At 59.6% G+C, this 15,338-nt stretch carries 17 protein-coding genes and 1 tRNA gene; 8 read left to right on the top strand and 10 right to left on the bottom strand.

Annotation, left to right across the window (positions count from 1 at the left end; all coding sequences use genetic code 11):
• Window positions 1–180: 180 nt before the first annotated feature.
• On the top strand, window positions 181–735 hold the full coding sequence (locus U0029_RS15870) for a SecDF P1 head subdomain-containing protein (protein WP_012415955.1): 555 nt from the start codon (window positions 181–183) through the stop codon (window positions 733–735).
• A gap of 18 nt (window positions 736–753) precedes the next feature.
• Here the strand turns inward: U0029_RS15870 and U0029_RS15865 are convergent, their stop codons facing one another.
• Window positions 754–1,149 carry a helix-turn-helix domain-containing protein gene (locus tag U0029_RS15865; RefSeq protein WP_082011715.1) on the bottom strand — a complete coding sequence of 132 codons (396 nt, stop codon included), beginning with the start codon at window positions 1,147–1,149 and terminating at the stop codon, window positions 754–756.
• A 146-nt stretch (window positions 1,150–1,295) separates the two neighbouring features.
• Window positions 1,296–1,706 (bottom strand): helix-turn-helix domain-containing protein, encoded by a 411-nt coding sequence (locus U0029_RS15860; RefSeq protein WP_082011714.1) that lies wholly within the window; start codon window positions 1,704–1,706, stop codon window positions 1,296–1,298.
• 87 nt (window positions 1,707–1,793) lie between these two features.
• On the opposite strand from U0029_RS15860, the gene U0029_RS15855 reads away from it, so the two are divergent.
• Window positions 1,794–2,567: a response regulator transcription factor gene (locus U0029_RS15855; protein ID WP_012415958.1), complete on the top strand. Its 774-nt coding sequence runs from the start codon at window positions 1,794–1,796 to the stop codon at window positions 2,565–2,567.
• A 16-nt stretch (window positions 2,568–2,583) separates the two neighbouring features.
• On the opposite strand, the gene proB is transcribed toward U0029_RS15855, so the two are convergent.
• The 4 genes from proB to rplU form a co-directional block, all read right to left on the bottom strand.
• A complete protein-coding gene (gene proB / locus U0029_RS15850; protein WP_012415959.1) occupies window positions 2,584–3,717 on the bottom strand; it encodes a glutamate 5-kinase in 1,134 nt (377 codons plus the stop codon).
• Between the two features lie 78 nt (window positions 3,718–3,795).
• Complete coding sequence (obgE, locus tag U0029_RS15845; protein ID WP_114851617.1) at window positions 3,796–4,914, bottom strand: GTPase ObgE; 1,119 nt, start codon at window positions 4,912–4,914, stop codon at window positions 3,796–3,798.
• Window positions 4,915–5,096: 182 nt separating this feature from the next.
• Window positions 5,097–5,357, bottom strand: coding sequence for a 50S ribosomal protein L27 (gene rpmA / locus U0029_RS15840; RefSeq protein WP_012415961.1), 261 nt, complete (start codon window positions 5,355–5,357; stop codon window positions 5,097–5,099).
• A gap of 32 nt (window positions 5,358–5,389) precedes the next feature.
• Window positions 5,390–5,701, bottom strand: coding sequence for a 50S ribosomal protein L21 (rplU, locus tag U0029_RS15835; protein ID WP_005016713.1), 312 nt, complete (start codon window positions 5,699–5,701; stop codon window positions 5,390–5,392).
• A gap of 344 nt (window positions 5,702–6,045) precedes the next feature.
• On the opposite strand from rplU, the gene ispB reads away from it, so the two are divergent.
• Both ispB and U0029_RS15825 read left to right on the top strand, forming a co-directional pair.
• On the top strand, window positions 6,046–7,011 hold the full coding sequence (ispB, locus tag U0029_RS15830; RefSeq protein ID WP_114851618.1) for an octaprenyl diphosphate synthase: 966 nt from the start codon (window positions 6,046–6,048) through the stop codon (window positions 7,009–7,011).
• 85 nt (window positions 7,012–7,096) lie between these two features.
• Window positions 7,097–7,173 (top strand) — tRNA-Pro (locus U0029_RS15825).
• Between the two features lie 553 nt (window positions 7,174–7,726).
• On the opposite strand, the gene U0029_RS15820 is transcribed toward U0029_RS15825, so the two are convergent.
• From U0029_RS15820 to U0029_RS15805, 4 genes are read right to left on the bottom strand one after another with little or no spacing between them, the layout of a single operon-like run.
• Complete coding sequence (locus U0029_RS15820) at window positions 7,727–8,941, bottom strand: patatin-like phospholipase family protein (protein ID WP_249037534.1); 1,215 nt, start codon at window positions 8,939–8,941, stop codon at window positions 7,727–7,729.
• Complete coding sequence (locus tag U0029_RS15815) at window positions 8,929–10,056, bottom strand: NAD(P)/FAD-dependent oxidoreductase (protein ID WP_249037535.1); 1,128 nt, start codon at window positions 10,054–10,056, stop codon at window positions 8,929–8,931. Before U0029_RS15815 ends, U0029_RS15820 begins: the two co-directional genes overlap by 13 nt.
• Before the next feature lie 43 nt (window positions 10,057–10,099).
• Window positions 10,100–10,885 carry a 3-hydroxybutyrate dehydrogenase gene (locus U0029_RS15810; protein WP_012415965.1) on the bottom strand — a complete coding sequence of 262 codons (786 nt, stop codon included), beginning with the start codon at window positions 10,883–10,885 and terminating at the stop codon, window positions 10,100–10,102.
• A gap of 47 nt (window positions 10,886–10,932) precedes the next feature.
• Window positions 10,933–11,673, bottom strand: a complete 741-nt coding sequence (locus U0029_RS15805; RefSeq protein ID WP_012415966.1) for an acetoacetate decarboxylase — start codon at window positions 11,671–11,673, stop codon at window positions 10,933–10,935.
• 604 nt (window positions 11,674–12,277) lie between these two features.
• Between U0029_RS15805 and tssB the strand changes: the two genes are divergently transcribed.
• The 4 genes from tssB to tssE are packed head-to-tail and all read left to right on the top strand — an operon-like array spanning window position 12,278 to window position 15,324.
• Window positions 12,278–12,829, top strand: a complete 552-nt coding sequence (tssB, locus tag U0029_RS15800) for a type VI secretion system contractile sheath small subunit (protein ID WP_012415967.1) — start codon at window positions 12,278–12,280, stop codon at window positions 12,827–12,829.
• 51 nt (window positions 12,830–12,880) lie between these two features.
• Window positions 12,881–14,374, top strand: a complete 1,494-nt coding sequence (gene tssC, locus U0029_RS15795) for a type VI secretion system contractile sheath large subunit (protein ID WP_012415968.1) — start codon at window positions 12,881–12,883, stop codon at window positions 14,372–14,374.
• A gap of 60 nt (window positions 14,375–14,434) precedes the next feature.
• Window positions 14,435–14,911 (top strand): Hcp family type VI secretion system effector, encoded by a 477-nt coding sequence (locus U0029_RS15790; RefSeq protein ID WP_114851619.1) that lies wholly within the window; start codon window positions 14,435–14,437, stop codon window positions 14,909–14,911.
• An 8-nt stretch (window positions 14,912–14,919) separates the two neighbouring features.
• Window positions 14,920–15,324 carry a type VI secretion system baseplate subunit TssE gene (tssE, locus tag U0029_RS15785; RefSeq protein WP_012415970.1) on the top strand — a complete coding sequence of 135 codons (405 nt, stop codon included), beginning with the start codon at window positions 14,920–14,922 and terminating at the stop codon, window positions 15,322–15,324.
• The last annotated feature ends 14 nt before the right edge of the window (window positions 15,325–15,338 follow it).

Here is a 15,338-nt window from a genome sequence, read left to right as displayed (position 1 = left end):
CTCAACACGCACGCCGTTTGGCGTGCGAGTACCCCTGCATGACCCGGAGTATAGGCGGTATTGCCCCTTTACATCTGGAAGCAGTAAGCCGTGAAGGCGCATACTATGACTTAGTACACTGTCCCCGACACGTCAGACCCCCGCTTCTGGCGTCAATACCCACTATTCAAGGAATCCATCATGACACTGACTATGCGAAAACTTGCGCCGGCGGCTCTGATCGCGGTTCTGGCTCTGGCCGGATGTGCGGCTCCCAAAAGCGGAGACAAACCCGCTGCTTCTAATGCCGGACAGCCTCCGCAGGCTCAGGCTCAGGCTCAAACCCCGGCGCCAGCGCCTGCGACCAGCCCGACGGTCGAGTTCTACATCGCTACCACCACGGCGGACCCCTCCCTGGTCGCCGTTCCGGTGGCCGACGGCACGCTCTACATGCAACGCACGCCGGTGCTCACGCGCGCCGACCTGAGCGAAGCTCAGGCCCTCGACGACCGCAGCGGCCAGAACTATGTCGGTCTGCGCTTTAACGAGGCCGGCGCGCGCAAACTAAGCGACATCAGCACCCAGAACCAGGGCAAGATCCTGGTGCTGGTCATTGACCGCGAACTGGTCGCCGCGCCACGCCTTACCGAACCCTTGACGCGAGGCGTGCTCGCCTTTGGCGTCCCGTCGGCACAGGCTGCTGTCGCCATCGCCGCCAAGATTCGCGGTGACGCGGCCGCTGCACCCAAACCCTGACGCGATCGTCGCACCCGCTCAACGGCCCGCCTCATCGGCGGGCTTTTTCTTGCTCGCGGCCGCCCGATGGGCATGATCGATGCAGGCGGTAATGTAGGTGCGGATCAGCTGCTCGAGAATGGAGCGCTCGTGGGGCTGCAGGATCTGTAACTGCGCTTCCTCTATGCAATAGCTTGTGGCGTCCTGCAGCAAGAAAGACGGTGAAGCATCGCGCGGCCCCTGGCCGGTCTCCAACCAGTCCAGTCTCACGCGCAGCACACGCGCCAGCTGGCGCATGGCGCGGCTGCTCTGCCGACGCCCAGACTCATAGCTGGCGATGGCACTCTGGGATAAGCCCGCTACACGCGCCAAGGACTGCTGCGTGTAACCGCGTAATACGCGTGCTTCTCTCAAACGGTCTGAAAAGGTGTTCACGCTGGAATTGAAACGTGAGCCCCGCTTACCTTGGTACTGAAATTAAGCACATATGTACTTAACGAGGGTGTGACATGGCATATGTCAGACAGGGGTCAGACATGCATCATTGTTCAGACGCATGCGGGAAGATGCCTGCGGTGATCTCAGCGCGGGCGGCGTGTGCGCCGGTTTTGGGGGCCGGCGGGTTCGGCCTGACATGCCTCGATAAAACTGCGTATGGTGTTTTCCAGAAGCAGCAGGTCACGCTGCGACAGTGCTTCGACATGTTCGGGCGCCACGCTGCGAAATGGCCAGGGCGTTTCGCAGCCTTCCCGCGTGGGCGGCGGTTCCATCAAGGAAGCGGCCGGTCCCATGGGGCCCTGGCCCATTTCGAGCCAGTCCAGGCTGACGTTCAGCGCCAGGGCCAGTCGTCGTATCGAACGGCTGCTGAGCCGTTGGCCAGTCTCGTAGCTGCCGATCGCGCTTTGCGACAAACCGCATATACGAGCGAGATCCTGCTGGGTGTAACCCCGCAATACACGAGCTTGTCTCAATCGGTCTGAAAAAGTCTTCACCGCCTGATTGAATCGTGGGATTAAATTACTTTGGTATTTATTTTAATTACTTAAGTGATCAGATAACATCACTGGAACAGGTTCACCATGGTGCAATCAGCTCAAGGTCTGGAGGACACAACGCTATCATCCCGGAATGCCGAGAATCCCGGCCATGTGCAAATGGTGCGTGCTCCGGTTCTCTTGCTGATCACTTGCCAGGACGCCTCCCTCTCTCCAAGCGATCAGGAATACCTCGAGATGAGCGTAAGGCGCGGGGGATGGCAAGTCCATACCCTCTGCGCGACTAGCGCCTGGGAACGGAAACTGGGCGAGCTCTCGCCAGACGTGCTCCTGGTGCGCAGCGGGCCCGCTGGGGCCGGTACGGTCACCAAAATTATCAGACTCGTTAAAGCACGTGGGCAGGGCATCTGCGTTGCGGTTCAGTATGGCGATGTCGCTCCGGGTCTGCGCATTGCCGCCCTGAAAGTCGGCGCGGATATCTGCTTCAGCATGCCGCAAAGTGGCGGCCCCTGGCTTGCTGCCGAATTGCTGGCCATCCTGGATGCGGCACGCCGCTCGCGCAGCTTGGGCCTGTCACGCGGTTGGAGCCTGAGCGATTCACGCCGCATGCTTTTCGGACCGCAAGGCGTCAGCCTGCCTCTCACCCCGATTGAGGGGAAGTTCCTCGCAGGTCTGTTTTCCTCACCGGGCTGCTGTGTCAGACGTGGAGAAAATGCCCGGGGAATTCAGTCCCGGCGGCTGGATGTCATGGTCTCGCGGCTGCGCAGCAAGGCGCGCGAGGCCGGGGTAGACCTGCCGCTGCGCGCCGTGCGCCACTGGGGCTATATTTTCCTGTCCGAGTTGACGGAGCGGCCTTGAGCGCCTCGGGGCGGCGCTACTCCGTAATCACCAGATTGTCACGGTGCATCAATTCAGGGGCGGTCATGCTGCCCAGGATCTGCGTGATCTCCGAAGACGGATGACGCATGATGCGGCGGGCATCCGCCGAGGCGTAGTTGACCAGACCCCGGGCGCACTCGCGACCGGAGGCATCCACGCAAGCCACCACGTCGCCACGCTCGAAGTCGCCCTGCACCTCGGTCACCCCGATGGGCAACAGGCTCTTGCCTTCGTTGAGCAGAGCCTGGACTGCGCCTTCGTCCAATACCAGACGTCCGCGCAGGCGCAGATGATCGGCCATCCACTGCTTGCGCGCCGACCACACCGGCAACGTTGCCTGGAGTTCGGTACCGATGCATTCGCCCTGAGCCAGGCGGGTCAGCACATTACGTTCGCGGCCTGAGGCAATCACGGTATGGGCGCCGCTATGCGCGGCCCGCTTGGCGGCCAATATCTTGGTCAGCATACCGCCGGTGCCCACACCGCTGCCTGCGCCGCCCGCCATGGCTTCCAGTGCGGTATCGCCCGCCTGTGCGTGCGAAATAAAACGAGCATCCGGATTTTTGCGGGGATCGGCTTCGTAGAGACCGCGCTGGTCCGTCAGGATGATGAGCGAATCGGCCTCGATCAAATTGGTGACCAGCGCGCCCAGCGTGTCGTTGTCGCCCAGGCGGATTTCATCGGTGACGACCGTGTCATTCTCGTTGACGATAGGCACGACGCCCATACGCAGCAAGGCGAAGAGCGTCGAACGCGCATTCAGATAGCGATGACGGTCAGCAAGGTCTTCATGCGTTAGCAGAATCTGCGCCGTGCGCAGCCCATGTTCGGCGAATGCCGCCTCATAGGCTTGGCACAAACCCATTTGTCCGACGGCGGCGGCAGCCTGAAGCTCGTGCATGACGGAAGGACGCTTGCGCCAGCCCAGGCGGGCCATGCCTTCGGCGATGGCGCCGCTGGAGACAAGCACGACCTGGCGGCCCTGCTTGTGCAGCGCGGCGATCTGCGCCGCCCAGTGGGCGACTGCGGCGCGGTCAAGGCCGCGGCCTTCATTGGTAACGAGCGAGGAGCCGACTTTGGCAACCAAACGGTTTGCCGATGCAATAACCGAGATAGGGGAGGCAGTCATGGCGATGACCGGTACGAGGCATTTTCCAAGGCCGGCCGTCCCGGGGGAGGGAGGCCGGTGACACAAAACGATGAGAACTTAGTCCTTACCGCTGGGCGGCGCGTCGCGCGTCGTGTCAAAACGCGGATCTTCGTGGACATAGCTACCGTCAGCCTTATCCTGGGTGATCTGCTCTTTGCGTTTTTTGGCGTCGAGATAGTCTTGCAAGGCCCAGATCAACTCCTGGGTGCCTTCACCATTGAGGCCTGAAATGCAGAAAACCGGCCCTGTCCAGCCGAATGCTTCACAAAAGCGCTGTTGCACGGAAGCCGGGTCCGGCACCATATCGAGCTTGTTCAGCACCAACCAACGGGGCTTCTCGGCCAGTTCGGGGTCATAGCGGCGCAGTTCCTCAACAATGGCGCGGGCGTTCTCTACTGCGCTCTCGATGGGGTCGGCATCGGGGTCAGGGCTGGAAACATCGACCAGATGCAGCAGCACACGGGTCCGAGCCAAATGGCGCAAAAACAAATGGCCCAGACCGGCGCCTTCCGAAGCGCCCTCGATCAGGCCGGGGATGTCGGCCACCACGAAGCTGCGCGAGGGCGATGTGCGCACGACGCCCAGATTCGGATGCAGAGTCGTGAACGGATAGTCGGCGATTTTGGGGCGCGCATTCGAAATGCGGCTGATCAGCGTGGACTTGCCCGCATTGGGCAGGCCCAGAAGGCCCACGTCGGCCAGCACTTTCAGTTCCAGACGCAGGCGGCGCTGCTCGCCTTCCTTGCCCGGCGTCCATTGACGCGGAGCACGGTTGACGCTGGACTTGAAATGAATATTGCCCATGCCACCCTGGCCGCCTGCGGCCAGCGTGACCGTCTCGCCATGGCGGTTAAGGTCGAACAGCACCTCGCCGGTATCGGCGTCATGAACCACGGTGCCCACGGGCACACGCAGAGTGATGTCTGGTGCGGCGGCGCCGTATTGATCCGAACCCCGGCCGTTTTCACCGTTCTTGGCGCGGTGCAAACGTGCGTAGCGGAAATCGATCAGCGTATTGATATTGCGGTCAGCCACGGCAAAAATACTGCCGCCGCGTCCGCCATCGCCGCCGTCCGGGCCGCCTCGGGGGATGAATTTCTCGCGGCGAAAGCTCGCCACGCCATTGCCGCCTTTGCCGGCGATCACTTCGATGGTGGCTTCGTCAACGAATTTCATGGGTATGTATACGGAAGGGTGGTCGGCATAAGCCGTATGAAGATGTATTCTGCCTGAAAACGGCCGACCCCATTGCATGGCCATGCCGTGGGCCGGTGCCATGGGCTTTTCCCGGGGGCATGCCAGCAAAAAAGAAGGCCCTGCCATATCGGCAGGGCCTCGCCTTCTGGTGGAAGCGCCGATTAGTTGGCGGCTTCGACCCAGACGGTGGCTTTGTTCAGAGCACCCTTGGTGCCGAACTTGACCTTGCCGTCAGCCAGGGCGAACAGGGTGTGGTCCTTGCCCACGCCCACATTCACGCCGGGGTGAAAACGGGTGCCGCGCTGGCGCACGATGATCGAGCCAGCCAGGATTTCCTGGCCACCGTACACCTTGACGCCCAGGCGCTTTGATTCTGAGTCGCGGCCGTTGCGAGTTGAGCCGCCGCCCTTTTTCTGTGCCATGTTTTAGCTCCTGCTAAAAAACCGGAAATCCATTAAGCCGTGATGGCTTCGATGCGGATTTCGGTGTAGTTCTGACGGTGGCCCTGACGCTTCTGATAGTGCTTGCGACGGCGCATCTTGAAGATCTTGACCTTGTCGTGCCGGCCATGCGCAAGAACCGTAGCCTTGACCACAGCGCCGGCGACGAGAGGCGTACCAACTTTCAGTTGGTCGCCTTCGCCCACGGACAGCACTTGGTCCAGGGTGATTTCTTGCCCAATGTCAGCAGGTATCTGTTCTACCTTGAGTTTTTCGCCAGCGGCAACGCGATACTGCTTGCCACCGGTTTTTACGACCGCGTACATGGGGTTTTCCTTGAGAAGAAAGACAGAATGAGGTTTATCCCTCACCTGATTCGGCTTCATTGAAACGGGAAAGCCGAGCCATAAATTCTAGCCCGGCAGGTAAGGAAAGTCAAAAATTGCTTTCAGGCTAAGGGCTTAGGCGTGGCTCAAGGGACATATGAGCCCAGTTTGGAAGGGGCGGGCCCGCCTGGCGCTTGCAACAGCGTTTGCGCACCGGAGTTCCGGTTTGTGGCAGGGTGCGGGGCAGCTTCCTCGGACACCTCGTATAATCCGGCAGAACTTATCGCCGCCAGGCCAACGGTAAGAGCCGCTGCGCGCGGCTCGCTTCACAACCCGGATACGTCTTGAATCTCCCCGCGCTCATTGCCCCTATTACTGACGATATGAAGGCCGTCGATGCGGTTATCCGCGAGCGGTTGAACTCTGAGGTGGTGCTGATCCGCACCATAGGCGATTACATCATCGGTGCCGGCGGTAAACGCATGCGGCCGGCGATGGTGTTGATGGTGGCCCGGGCGCTGGGCTATGAAGGCACCCATCACCAACTCCTGGCGGCCGTGGTCGAATTTATCCACACCGCCACGCTGTTGCACGACGATGTGGTTGACGAGTCCGATCTGCGCCGTGGCCGGGAAACCGCCAATGCCGTGTTCGGCAATGCCGCCAGTGTGCTCGTGGGGGACTACCTATACTCCCGGTCCTTCGAAATGATGGTCGAGGCTAACTCCATGCGGATCATGCAGATCCTCTCGGAGGCCACCACCGTCATCGCCGAGGGGGAGGTGCTGCAACTCTTGAATGTGCATGATCCCGAGGTGTCTCAAGAACACTACCTCCAGGTCGTGCGCTACAAGACCGCCAAATTGTTCGAAGCGGCCGCCCAGGTTGGCGCCGTGCTGGCCGGTGCCACCCCTGAGCAGGAAGCGGCCGCCGCGGCCTATGGCCGCCATATCGGTACTGCCTTCCAGCTCATCGACGATGTGCTCGACTACAGCGGCGATGCCTTGGCCTTGGGCAAGAACGTCGGCGACGACCTGCGTGAAGGCAAACCCACTCTGCCGCTCATCCGCGTCATGGAAGTCGGCAGCCCTGAGCAGCAGGCCCTAATCCGCCAGGCTATCGAAACCGGCCAGGCAGATTTCGCCGCCGTGGCCGCCGCGATCCGCGATACCGACGCCTTGGCGCATGCCCGTCGCGCAGCCGAAGTCGAGGCGCAAAAGGCGCGTGATGCCCTTTCTTGCTACCCCGCTTCCATTTTCCAAAAATCTCTGTTAGAATTTTGCGCTTTCGCGGTTGAGAGAGATCGATAGCGCGAAATGAAGCAAAAACACCCAAACCTGATTGAAAAGCGCAGTGTGAAAAGTACAGTGCTTCAAGCAGGAGTGTGATGCAAATCGGGGCGTAGCTCAGTCTGGTAGAGTACTGCGTTCGGGACGCAGGAGTCGGAGGTTCGAATCCTCTCGCCCCGACCATTCATTTGGTCGAATTCCCGGCGGTGTGTTTCACACCGCAGGCAAAACTAGCCGGTATCGCGAAAGCGTTGCCGGTTTTTTTGCGTCTGGTGTTGCCTTCTGTTCCAGGCCGCTACCAGGCAGGGCAGCACAACGCAGAGCGGCACAAAGGGACATAGCGTAATGCGTTGTAGGGTGCCGGTCAGCGTGCGCAAAATTGGGCCGCGTGTACTGAGCCTGGCTCTGCGCGGGGCCGAGGCATACCAAGCCTGCACCCGCCAGTCGCATTACCGCGCGGTTGGCTGCATGGAAGGGGATGGGCTTGAGCGATGGCCCTGGCCAAAACCGAAGGCATTGGCCTCAGATGCTGCTTCATGATCACGGGAACGCCGCCGGTAGCCCGCGAGGAAGTGTGGTTCAAGAGTGGGGTTCAGGAGCGGGCCGGTGTGCTTGCTGGGCAGGAGGTCTTCTCGGCACGCGATGTGGGGGCTTTCGCAAGCAGTGCCTGCGGCGCCCGCTTCCTGGTCTGGGAGTGGCACGCGGCTCAGCTTCCACGAAGGCACACAAGCAAGGCTCAGCCCTGGTTTGCGTTGGCGCCATCTTTCAAAGAACCTGCTCCGCAGTCTGGGGGGCGTCGGGCTGTCGACGACGATGCCGCGAGAATGGTTTTTGCCTGCTCATAGCCTTGCTTCTGATTGGCCCGGATGGCGATATCAGAGAAATCATAGTCTCGGGAGGACGGCTCGTCAGGAGGACCCTGGCGGATAAACCGCGTGATCTGCGTCTGCGTGCCGTTGCCCATGAGCTGGATGTAGCGTGGCAGCCGTTTGATCCGTTCGCGCCGTTGTGGCTCTATCTCCAGCAAGAGATTCTCGATCATGCCGCGATAGGCATCGATCAGTTCGCGCGTGCGCAAGTCATTACGCACCCGCTCGGAATAAACAATCTCATCGCGGCGCGCCATGATTTCTACCATATTCTTCGGTAGCTCCTTTTGGCTGGCGAATAAGTCCACGATAAAAACCCGCTTGCCGTCGGGGCCACAACAGTCAATGACCAGATCCAGCGGCGAATTACTGACAATACCGCCGTCCCAATAGGGCTTGCCGTCCACGAATGTCCAGGAGAAACCGGGGGGCAGGCTGCCGCTGGCAAGAATATGATCCGGGGTCAGGTCGTCTACGTAGCTGTCAAAGGTTTCGAACTCGGCGGTCAGCACATTGACCGCTCCCACCAGCAGCCGGACGGGACTGGATTTCAGTGAAGAAAAGTCCACATACTTTGACAGCAGCCGTCTCATGGGAGCGGTATCGTAAAAGCTCGTCCAGTTCCAGGGCGCCTCCCAGGGCGAGTCGTAGCTGGGAATCCAGCGCGGCCGGAAGAAGTTGTCCACCCCGAGTTGCAGGATTTGCATGACGGCTATTGCCCGCTGCATCGGTTCGGCCGCGCCCTGTAATGAGGCGACCTCGAGTTCCGACCAGAATGCTTCGAGTGCGGCAGTCGCATTGTGGGGATGGCTGGCGATGATGGCGCCGTTCACGGCGCCGATGGAGATGCCCGCGACGATGTCCGGGTAGATTTGACACTCCTCCAGCGCCTTGACGACGCCGCACTCAAAGGCGCCGAGTGCTCCGCCTCCCTGGAGTATCAGCACATTCTGCGTGGGTAGCCCATGCAGCGCGAAGCCAGGATGCCCCAGCTTTTCTTTTTCGTTACTCAACTTGGTCCGATAGCGGATCAGGCTTTCGGCGATACGTGTTTCATCGGCAGAACGGCCTAGCGTGAACACGGCTCGCGCAATGTCCTCCAGAACAGCGAAAATGAGCGCTCTTGCAGCGTGCCGCGTGCAATGGTCTGGTCGATGTCTTCCGTGGGATCGCCGAGCATATCGAAACCGAGGTCGCCAATTTCGCAGAAAAAATACGATACCTCGTCGTAGCGTTGGCGCCGTCTGAGCATATTCATCGCGGCCAGGCGGCCTTGCTTGATGGCGTTGTCCCAGTGTTCGATGTGCCGGCGGCGCGAGAACACGGGGTCAAAGAAGCTGGCCACGTCGCCAGCGGCGAATACGCCGGGCACATTACTCTCCAGCCTGTCGTCCACCTGCACCCAACCGTCTTCGAGCGAGATTTCGCTGCTCTCCAGAAACTGGGTGGCGGGCTTCACGCCAGTGCAAAGAATGGCGAGGTCGCACGGAATACGCCTGCCCTGTTCGGTCAAGACCTCTGAGACCTGGTCTTGGCCTTGGAATGCGATGACAGGGTCATTCATGACGACAGTTATTCCGGCCGCTTGCGCATGGTCTCTGAATACATCAGACAACAGCGGCGATGCCAGGTGCTTGAGCAGTTGTGTGCTGCGTTCGACTATCGTGACCTTCAGGCCAAGTTTGGCCAGCGTCATGGCCACTTCCATGCCGAGAAAGCTACCGCCAGCCACGACTGCGTGCAGACCCTTTGGCGAGGCGTTTGCGATGAGCGCGCGTATTACATCGCAATCGTCGCGTGAGCGCAGCGGGAGCACGCCCTTGAGCGAGGCGCCAGGCACCTCGAGTTGCCGGCTTGTAGCCCCTGTGGCGATCAGCAGTTGACCATAACGGATGTGCGAACCGGATGCGGTCGTGAGCAGGCGCTCGCCTGCATCCAGTGACACGGCAGCAGTGTTGAGGGCGACATCGATGTTTTGCTTGCAGTAGAACGATTCGGGGTGGACCAGGAGACGGGGCGCATCGGTCGTGCCGAGCAGGTAGCGTTTGGATAGCTCAGGGCGGTGATACGGCAGGATAGACTCCGCCGACAGGATAAGAATGGACCCGGTGGCACCTTCCCGGCGCAACGTCTCGGCTGCCTGTGCGCTGGCCAGACCGCCGCCGACCAAAAGAAAGTCGATATCCTGGTACGTCATGCGATGTCCTTCACGATGTCATGTCCCAGTGGCGCGCTGGACCTTACTGCATGAACCAGCCGTGGCTGACCACGAAGGACTGCCCCGTGAGGGCGGCACTCGGGAAGGTCGACAGAAAAAGGACGGTTTGCGCGACGTCTTCGACTGTGGTGAATACCCCATCCACGGTTGCGCCCAGCATCACTTTGCGTACCACCTCGGCTTCGGTGATACCGAGTTCTCTGGCCTGTTCGGGGATCTGTTTTTCCACCAGCGGCGTTTTTACGAATCCGGGGCATATGACATGCGAGCGCACATTGTGTGCCGCGCCTTCTTTGGCTAGCACACGCGCCAGGCCTAGCAGGCCGTGCTTGGCTGTCACGTAGGCGGACTTCAGCGGCGATGCCTCGTGGGAATGGACAGAACCCATGTAGATGACGATGCCGCCCCGATCGTCGCGGTACATGTGCTTGAGCGCGGCCTTGGTGGTCAGAAATGCGCCGTCGAGGTGGATGGCCTGCATTTTTTTCCAGTCCGAGAAGGCGTAGTTCTCGATCGGGTTGACGATCTGGATGCCGGCGTTAGAGACCAGGATATCGATCGACCCGTAGTCGGCTGCGACCTTGTCCATCCCTTCGTTGACTGAGTTTTCGCTGGTGACGTCCATCGCGATGCCCATTGCCTTGCCGCCCGTCTGCGAGATCTCGCGGGCGGCCGTGTTGGCTCCTTCGAGATTCAGGTCTGCGATGGCGACTGCCGCGCCCGCGTCCGCGAGTACCCGCGCGATCTCCTTGCCGATACCGCTTGCTGCGCCTGTGACAACGGCTACCTTCCCGTTCAGATTGCTCATGATTCGACTCCTGTGGATGAATAAAAAACGAAGCTGAAACGACGTGGCTATTTCGCCAGGTAGTCGTAAACCACCTCGCCCAGACCCAATGTCAGATCGGCGATGAAGTGCCGCGCTCCGACGACCTCCAGGACGGGCAGATCGGCGACCGGCGCCAAGGCATGGGGTGCGAGTTCCAAAGCTGCGGGGCCGGACCAAGCGCCGTATACCCGGATGTCTTCGAGGTAATAGCGGACCAGCTCGCAAATGCGCGGCGAGCAGTCGACGTGCGGGATGATTTTCAGAAGGAAGTTCGGGGCGCTCAGATGCCTGGCTTGCTCCACGATATCGACCTCCTCGTGCTTGTAGCCCATGGTGCCCGTGGCGACGCGGATGGGGCCGTAGTCCAGGGTGCCGACGAGGGTGTCGGTATGGACCTTCAGGGTGGGCAGGGCGAGTTTTTTCGGAAACCCCCACAGTTCGCGTCCGCCAGCGATCGGTGGGTGGTCGTTCAGATACATCGCATGCGTATAGCTGCCTGCCACGCCTTCGTATTCAACCGGGATGACCTGTCCGCTTTCGGTGTAGTCGCCAAAGCCTGTGGAGTCTGGCATGCGGATGAATTCATAGTGCACCAATGGTTGCGTGACGGCGAGAGGCTCGGGAACGACGCTGCGTAGCGCTTCAGGATCGGTGCGATAGGTGATGACGAAGAACTCTCGCTTGACGAAGCGGTAAGGACCCATCGGAAAGGCGGGACTGGTCAATGGCATGGCAAAGGCGTTTGCCCGCACGGTGTCTATGTTCATGTTCAATTCCACATATGCTGAATGGGTGCCAAAGCCTGGCTGCGCGGCCAGAAGCGGGCTTGTATCGAGGCCTTTTGCAGCATTGCCGTCGGCATAGGCGGCCGCCTCCTGATAGGCGGGCTTCGTTCTGCCCGTGTCCAGGACGATGACTCTCGTTTGAGGCTTTCTTGCTTTGTAGGCAGGCCAAGTGCTGTGTCTCGCCGATCAATAAAAAAACTTTAGGGATAAACCCGTTCCAGTTTATGGGGGCCTCAAGCTGGCGATTGGCGCCTCTTTCATTTGCAGACGGCCATACCCTGAAGCCGACAAAGCAGCCTTGCACGTAGGTCTCGGACGCACCTCTTTTCACGCTGTTTGCCGCCAGCGGAGGGGGCTTGCCGTGCAGAGCGCTCAACGTAAAGAAGCAAGCAGGCGGTCATGTCAGCTTGGAGAGCGAGCTAAGCATGGTCCTATTCGGTTGGAACGCTGGTCGCTCTGCAATACCTGATTGCAGCGGTGTGCGTGGCGCCTCAGCGTCGTGGGAGCCTTATCAGATCGCTTCACCTATGCTGTTGAAGAGCTTCGTTGATAAGTTTCAGGCTCCGGTAGCAAAGCGAGAGTTCTGATGTCCAATAGTTTGCAGAAATGGGTAGGGCGTAATCGGGCGCCTCGCGTCCAGATCACCTACGACGTGGAAAACGGTGGGGCGATCGAGAAAAAAGAGTTGCCGATGGTGGTGGGTGTGATGGCAGATCTTTCCGGCCACCCGAAAGAACCCCTGCCCAAGCTCAAAGATCGTCGCTTCGTCGAAATAGACCGGGACAACTTCGACGAAATTCTCGATCGGATCAGGCCCCGTCTTGATCTGAGCGTGCCCGATACCGCCAAAGGCGAGGGCAATCTCCGGATCGAGCTGGAGTTCTCCAAATTTTCTGACTTTCATCCCGAAAGCCTGGTGCAACAGGTGCCGCGCCTGCAGCGCCTGCTTCAGGCGCGGCATCAATTGCGCGACCTCTTGGCAAAGCTGGATGGCAATGACGAACTGGATTCGATTCTTGACAGGGTGATTCGCAGCACAGAGGAACTTCGTGCCTTGCACGATGAGGCCGGGCAAGCGGCCGATGATCAAGCTGCAGAGGAGAAGCCTGCCGATCCTCCTGCCGCCGAACCAAGCTGAGCGGGCTCTGTGTCGTGCTCCTTTGAGTCGTGCTCTTTAGAGAGGTAAATCATGTCCAATGAAACGCTTCCGGAAACCGCCGACGCTGTGCAGTCCAGCGCAGAGTTGACCTTGCTTGATCGTATCGTCCTCGAAGGGAATATGGCCGTTGAACCATCCCAGAGTGGTTATGCTAAGCAATTGATCGGGCAGTTGGCGAGCCAGATCCTCGACGAGGGGATGCGCACCAGCCCCGATAAGTCTGTGGTCGCCATGATCCATGAGCGTATCGCCGAGATCGATGCGCTCTTGTCGGATCAGCTCAATGCCATCATGCATGACCCCGCCTTTCAGCAACTAGAGGCTTCCTGGACGGGGTTGCATCACTTCGTGTCGGGCACGGAAACCAGTTCTCGCTTGAAGCTGCGTCTGCTCAATGTCAGCAAAAAAGATCTGCTCAAGGATCTGGAAAGCGCGGTCGATCACGATATGAGCGTGCTGTTCAAGAAAGTGTATGAAGAAGAGTACGGCACCTTTGGCGGCGTGCCCTACAGCATGCTGATCGGCGACTATCAGTTTGGCCGTCATCCACAGGATATTGCCCTGCTAGAACGCATTTCACGCGTGGCCTCGGCCGCGCATGCGCCATTCGTGGCTGCGGCGGCTCCTTCGTTGTTCGATCTGAAGTCATTCACCGATCTCGGTGTGACGCGAGATCTGGCCAAAATATTCGAGAGCGCCGAGCTTGAACGCTGGCGGCAGTTCAGGGATAGCGAAGATTCGCGCTATGTCTGCCTGGTTCTGCCTTCTTATGCGGCACGGCTTCCTTATGGAGCGAATTCGCAGCCGGTCGATTCCTTCAATTTTGAGGAAGATGTCCAGGACGCCAAACACGGTAAGTATCTTTGGGCGAACGCGGCCTACCAGCTGGGCTTGCGTATCACTGCGGCATTTGCCGAACACAGCTGGGCCACGGCCATTCGGGGTGTGGAAGGTGGAGGCCGGGTTCAGGGCATGGCTGCTCATGCCTATAAAACCGGCGAGGGCGATATCGCCATGAAATGTCCGACCGAGGTCACGATTACCGATCGACGCGAGAAAGAACTCAGCGACCTGGGCTTCATCGCTCTGGTCAATGCCAAGGGCACGGGTGAGGCAACTTTTTTCGGCAGCCAGACGGTTAACCGCCCCAAAATCTACAACACGGCTGCGGCGAACGCCAATGCCCAGCTATCCGCTCGCCTGCCGTATGTGCTGGCGGCCTCCCGTTTCGCGCATTACATCAAGGTCATCATGCGCGACAAGATCGGCAGCTTTCAGTCTCGCTCGGACGTGGAACGCTATCTCAATAACTGGATCGCGGATTACGTCCTGATCAATCCCTCGGCCTCACATGACCAGAAGGCCAGCTATCCCTTGAGTGAGGCGAGAGTGGATGTCACCGAAGTGCCAGGCCGCCCCGGCGCTTACCGGGCGACCTGCTTTCTACGGCCTCATTACCAGATGGAAGAGCTCACGGCTTCTATCCGTTTGGTGGCTGATCTTCCTGCCGCCGCCAGTCAATGATTTCCCACAGTGGGGGGCGTTGTGCCCCACTGTTCCCTCCCCCCTGCTTAGGAGTCAAGCATGAACATCTATCTGAAGATCAAGGACATCAAGGGAAACAGCCTGGTTGACCCCTACGTGGGTTATATCGTTCTCGATAGCTATTCGCTGGGTGTCTCGCAACCCGTCTCGCACGATGTGGGGAATTCAGAGCGCACGCTAGGGCGACCGGATTTCCGCCTGTTGTCGTGCTCCAAGCAAACCGATCAGTCCAGTCCGGCGCTGATGGGGGCTTGCGCGGGCGGCAAGAAGCTGGGAGAGGTCGAGTTGATCGTGGCGCGCAATGCAGATGACAAGTCCTTGAATCGCATCTGCGTAACCATGGGCAATTGCATCATCGCCAGCTACGACATGAGCGGTGGCGGCGGCATGGAAAGCGACAGTTTCACCATTTCGTTTACCAGCATCAAGTTTGAGTACACCCAGCAGGGTCCGACCGGCGAGAAGAAGGGTAATGCGTCGATGGGCTGGGATCTCGAAACCAACAAAGCGTTCTGATATTTTGAATGACGCGCTATCTGTTGCCTCTATTTGACCGGTTGTCGGTCGATGCGCCTGAGACGGTGGATATGGCTGGTCTGCATGAGTCGGTCGCCCTGGATCTGGATCGTCTGTTGAACACACGCACGGCCAGATCCACCGATCTCTGGCTGGATGAGTCCGAACTGGATTATGGCGTACCGGACTTCTCCATTCAGATGCTGCGGTCTCAGGGCGACCGAGAAACCATCGAGGTAGTGGTGGCTTGTGCGATTCGGCGCTTTGAGCCCCGTTTGAACGATGTCCAGGTCAAATTTTCTTTTCCTGAAACAGACGCCAGGCGGGGCCATTTTCTCGTATCTGCCAGGTTGAACGCTCAGCCGAAAGCGCCGCAAGTCATGTTCAAGATCGGCGTCGACCTCCTCAACTGACGCTGCGGCACCTC

The organism is Bordetella avium, assembly GCF_034424645.1.
Lineage (GTDB): Bacteria > Pseudomonadota > Gammaproteobacteria > Burkholderiales > Burkholderiaceae_B > Bordetella > Bordetella avium.
The sequence above is the reverse complement of the archived record's forward strand: the minus strand, read 5'-3'. Positions and strand labels throughout refer to the sequence as shown.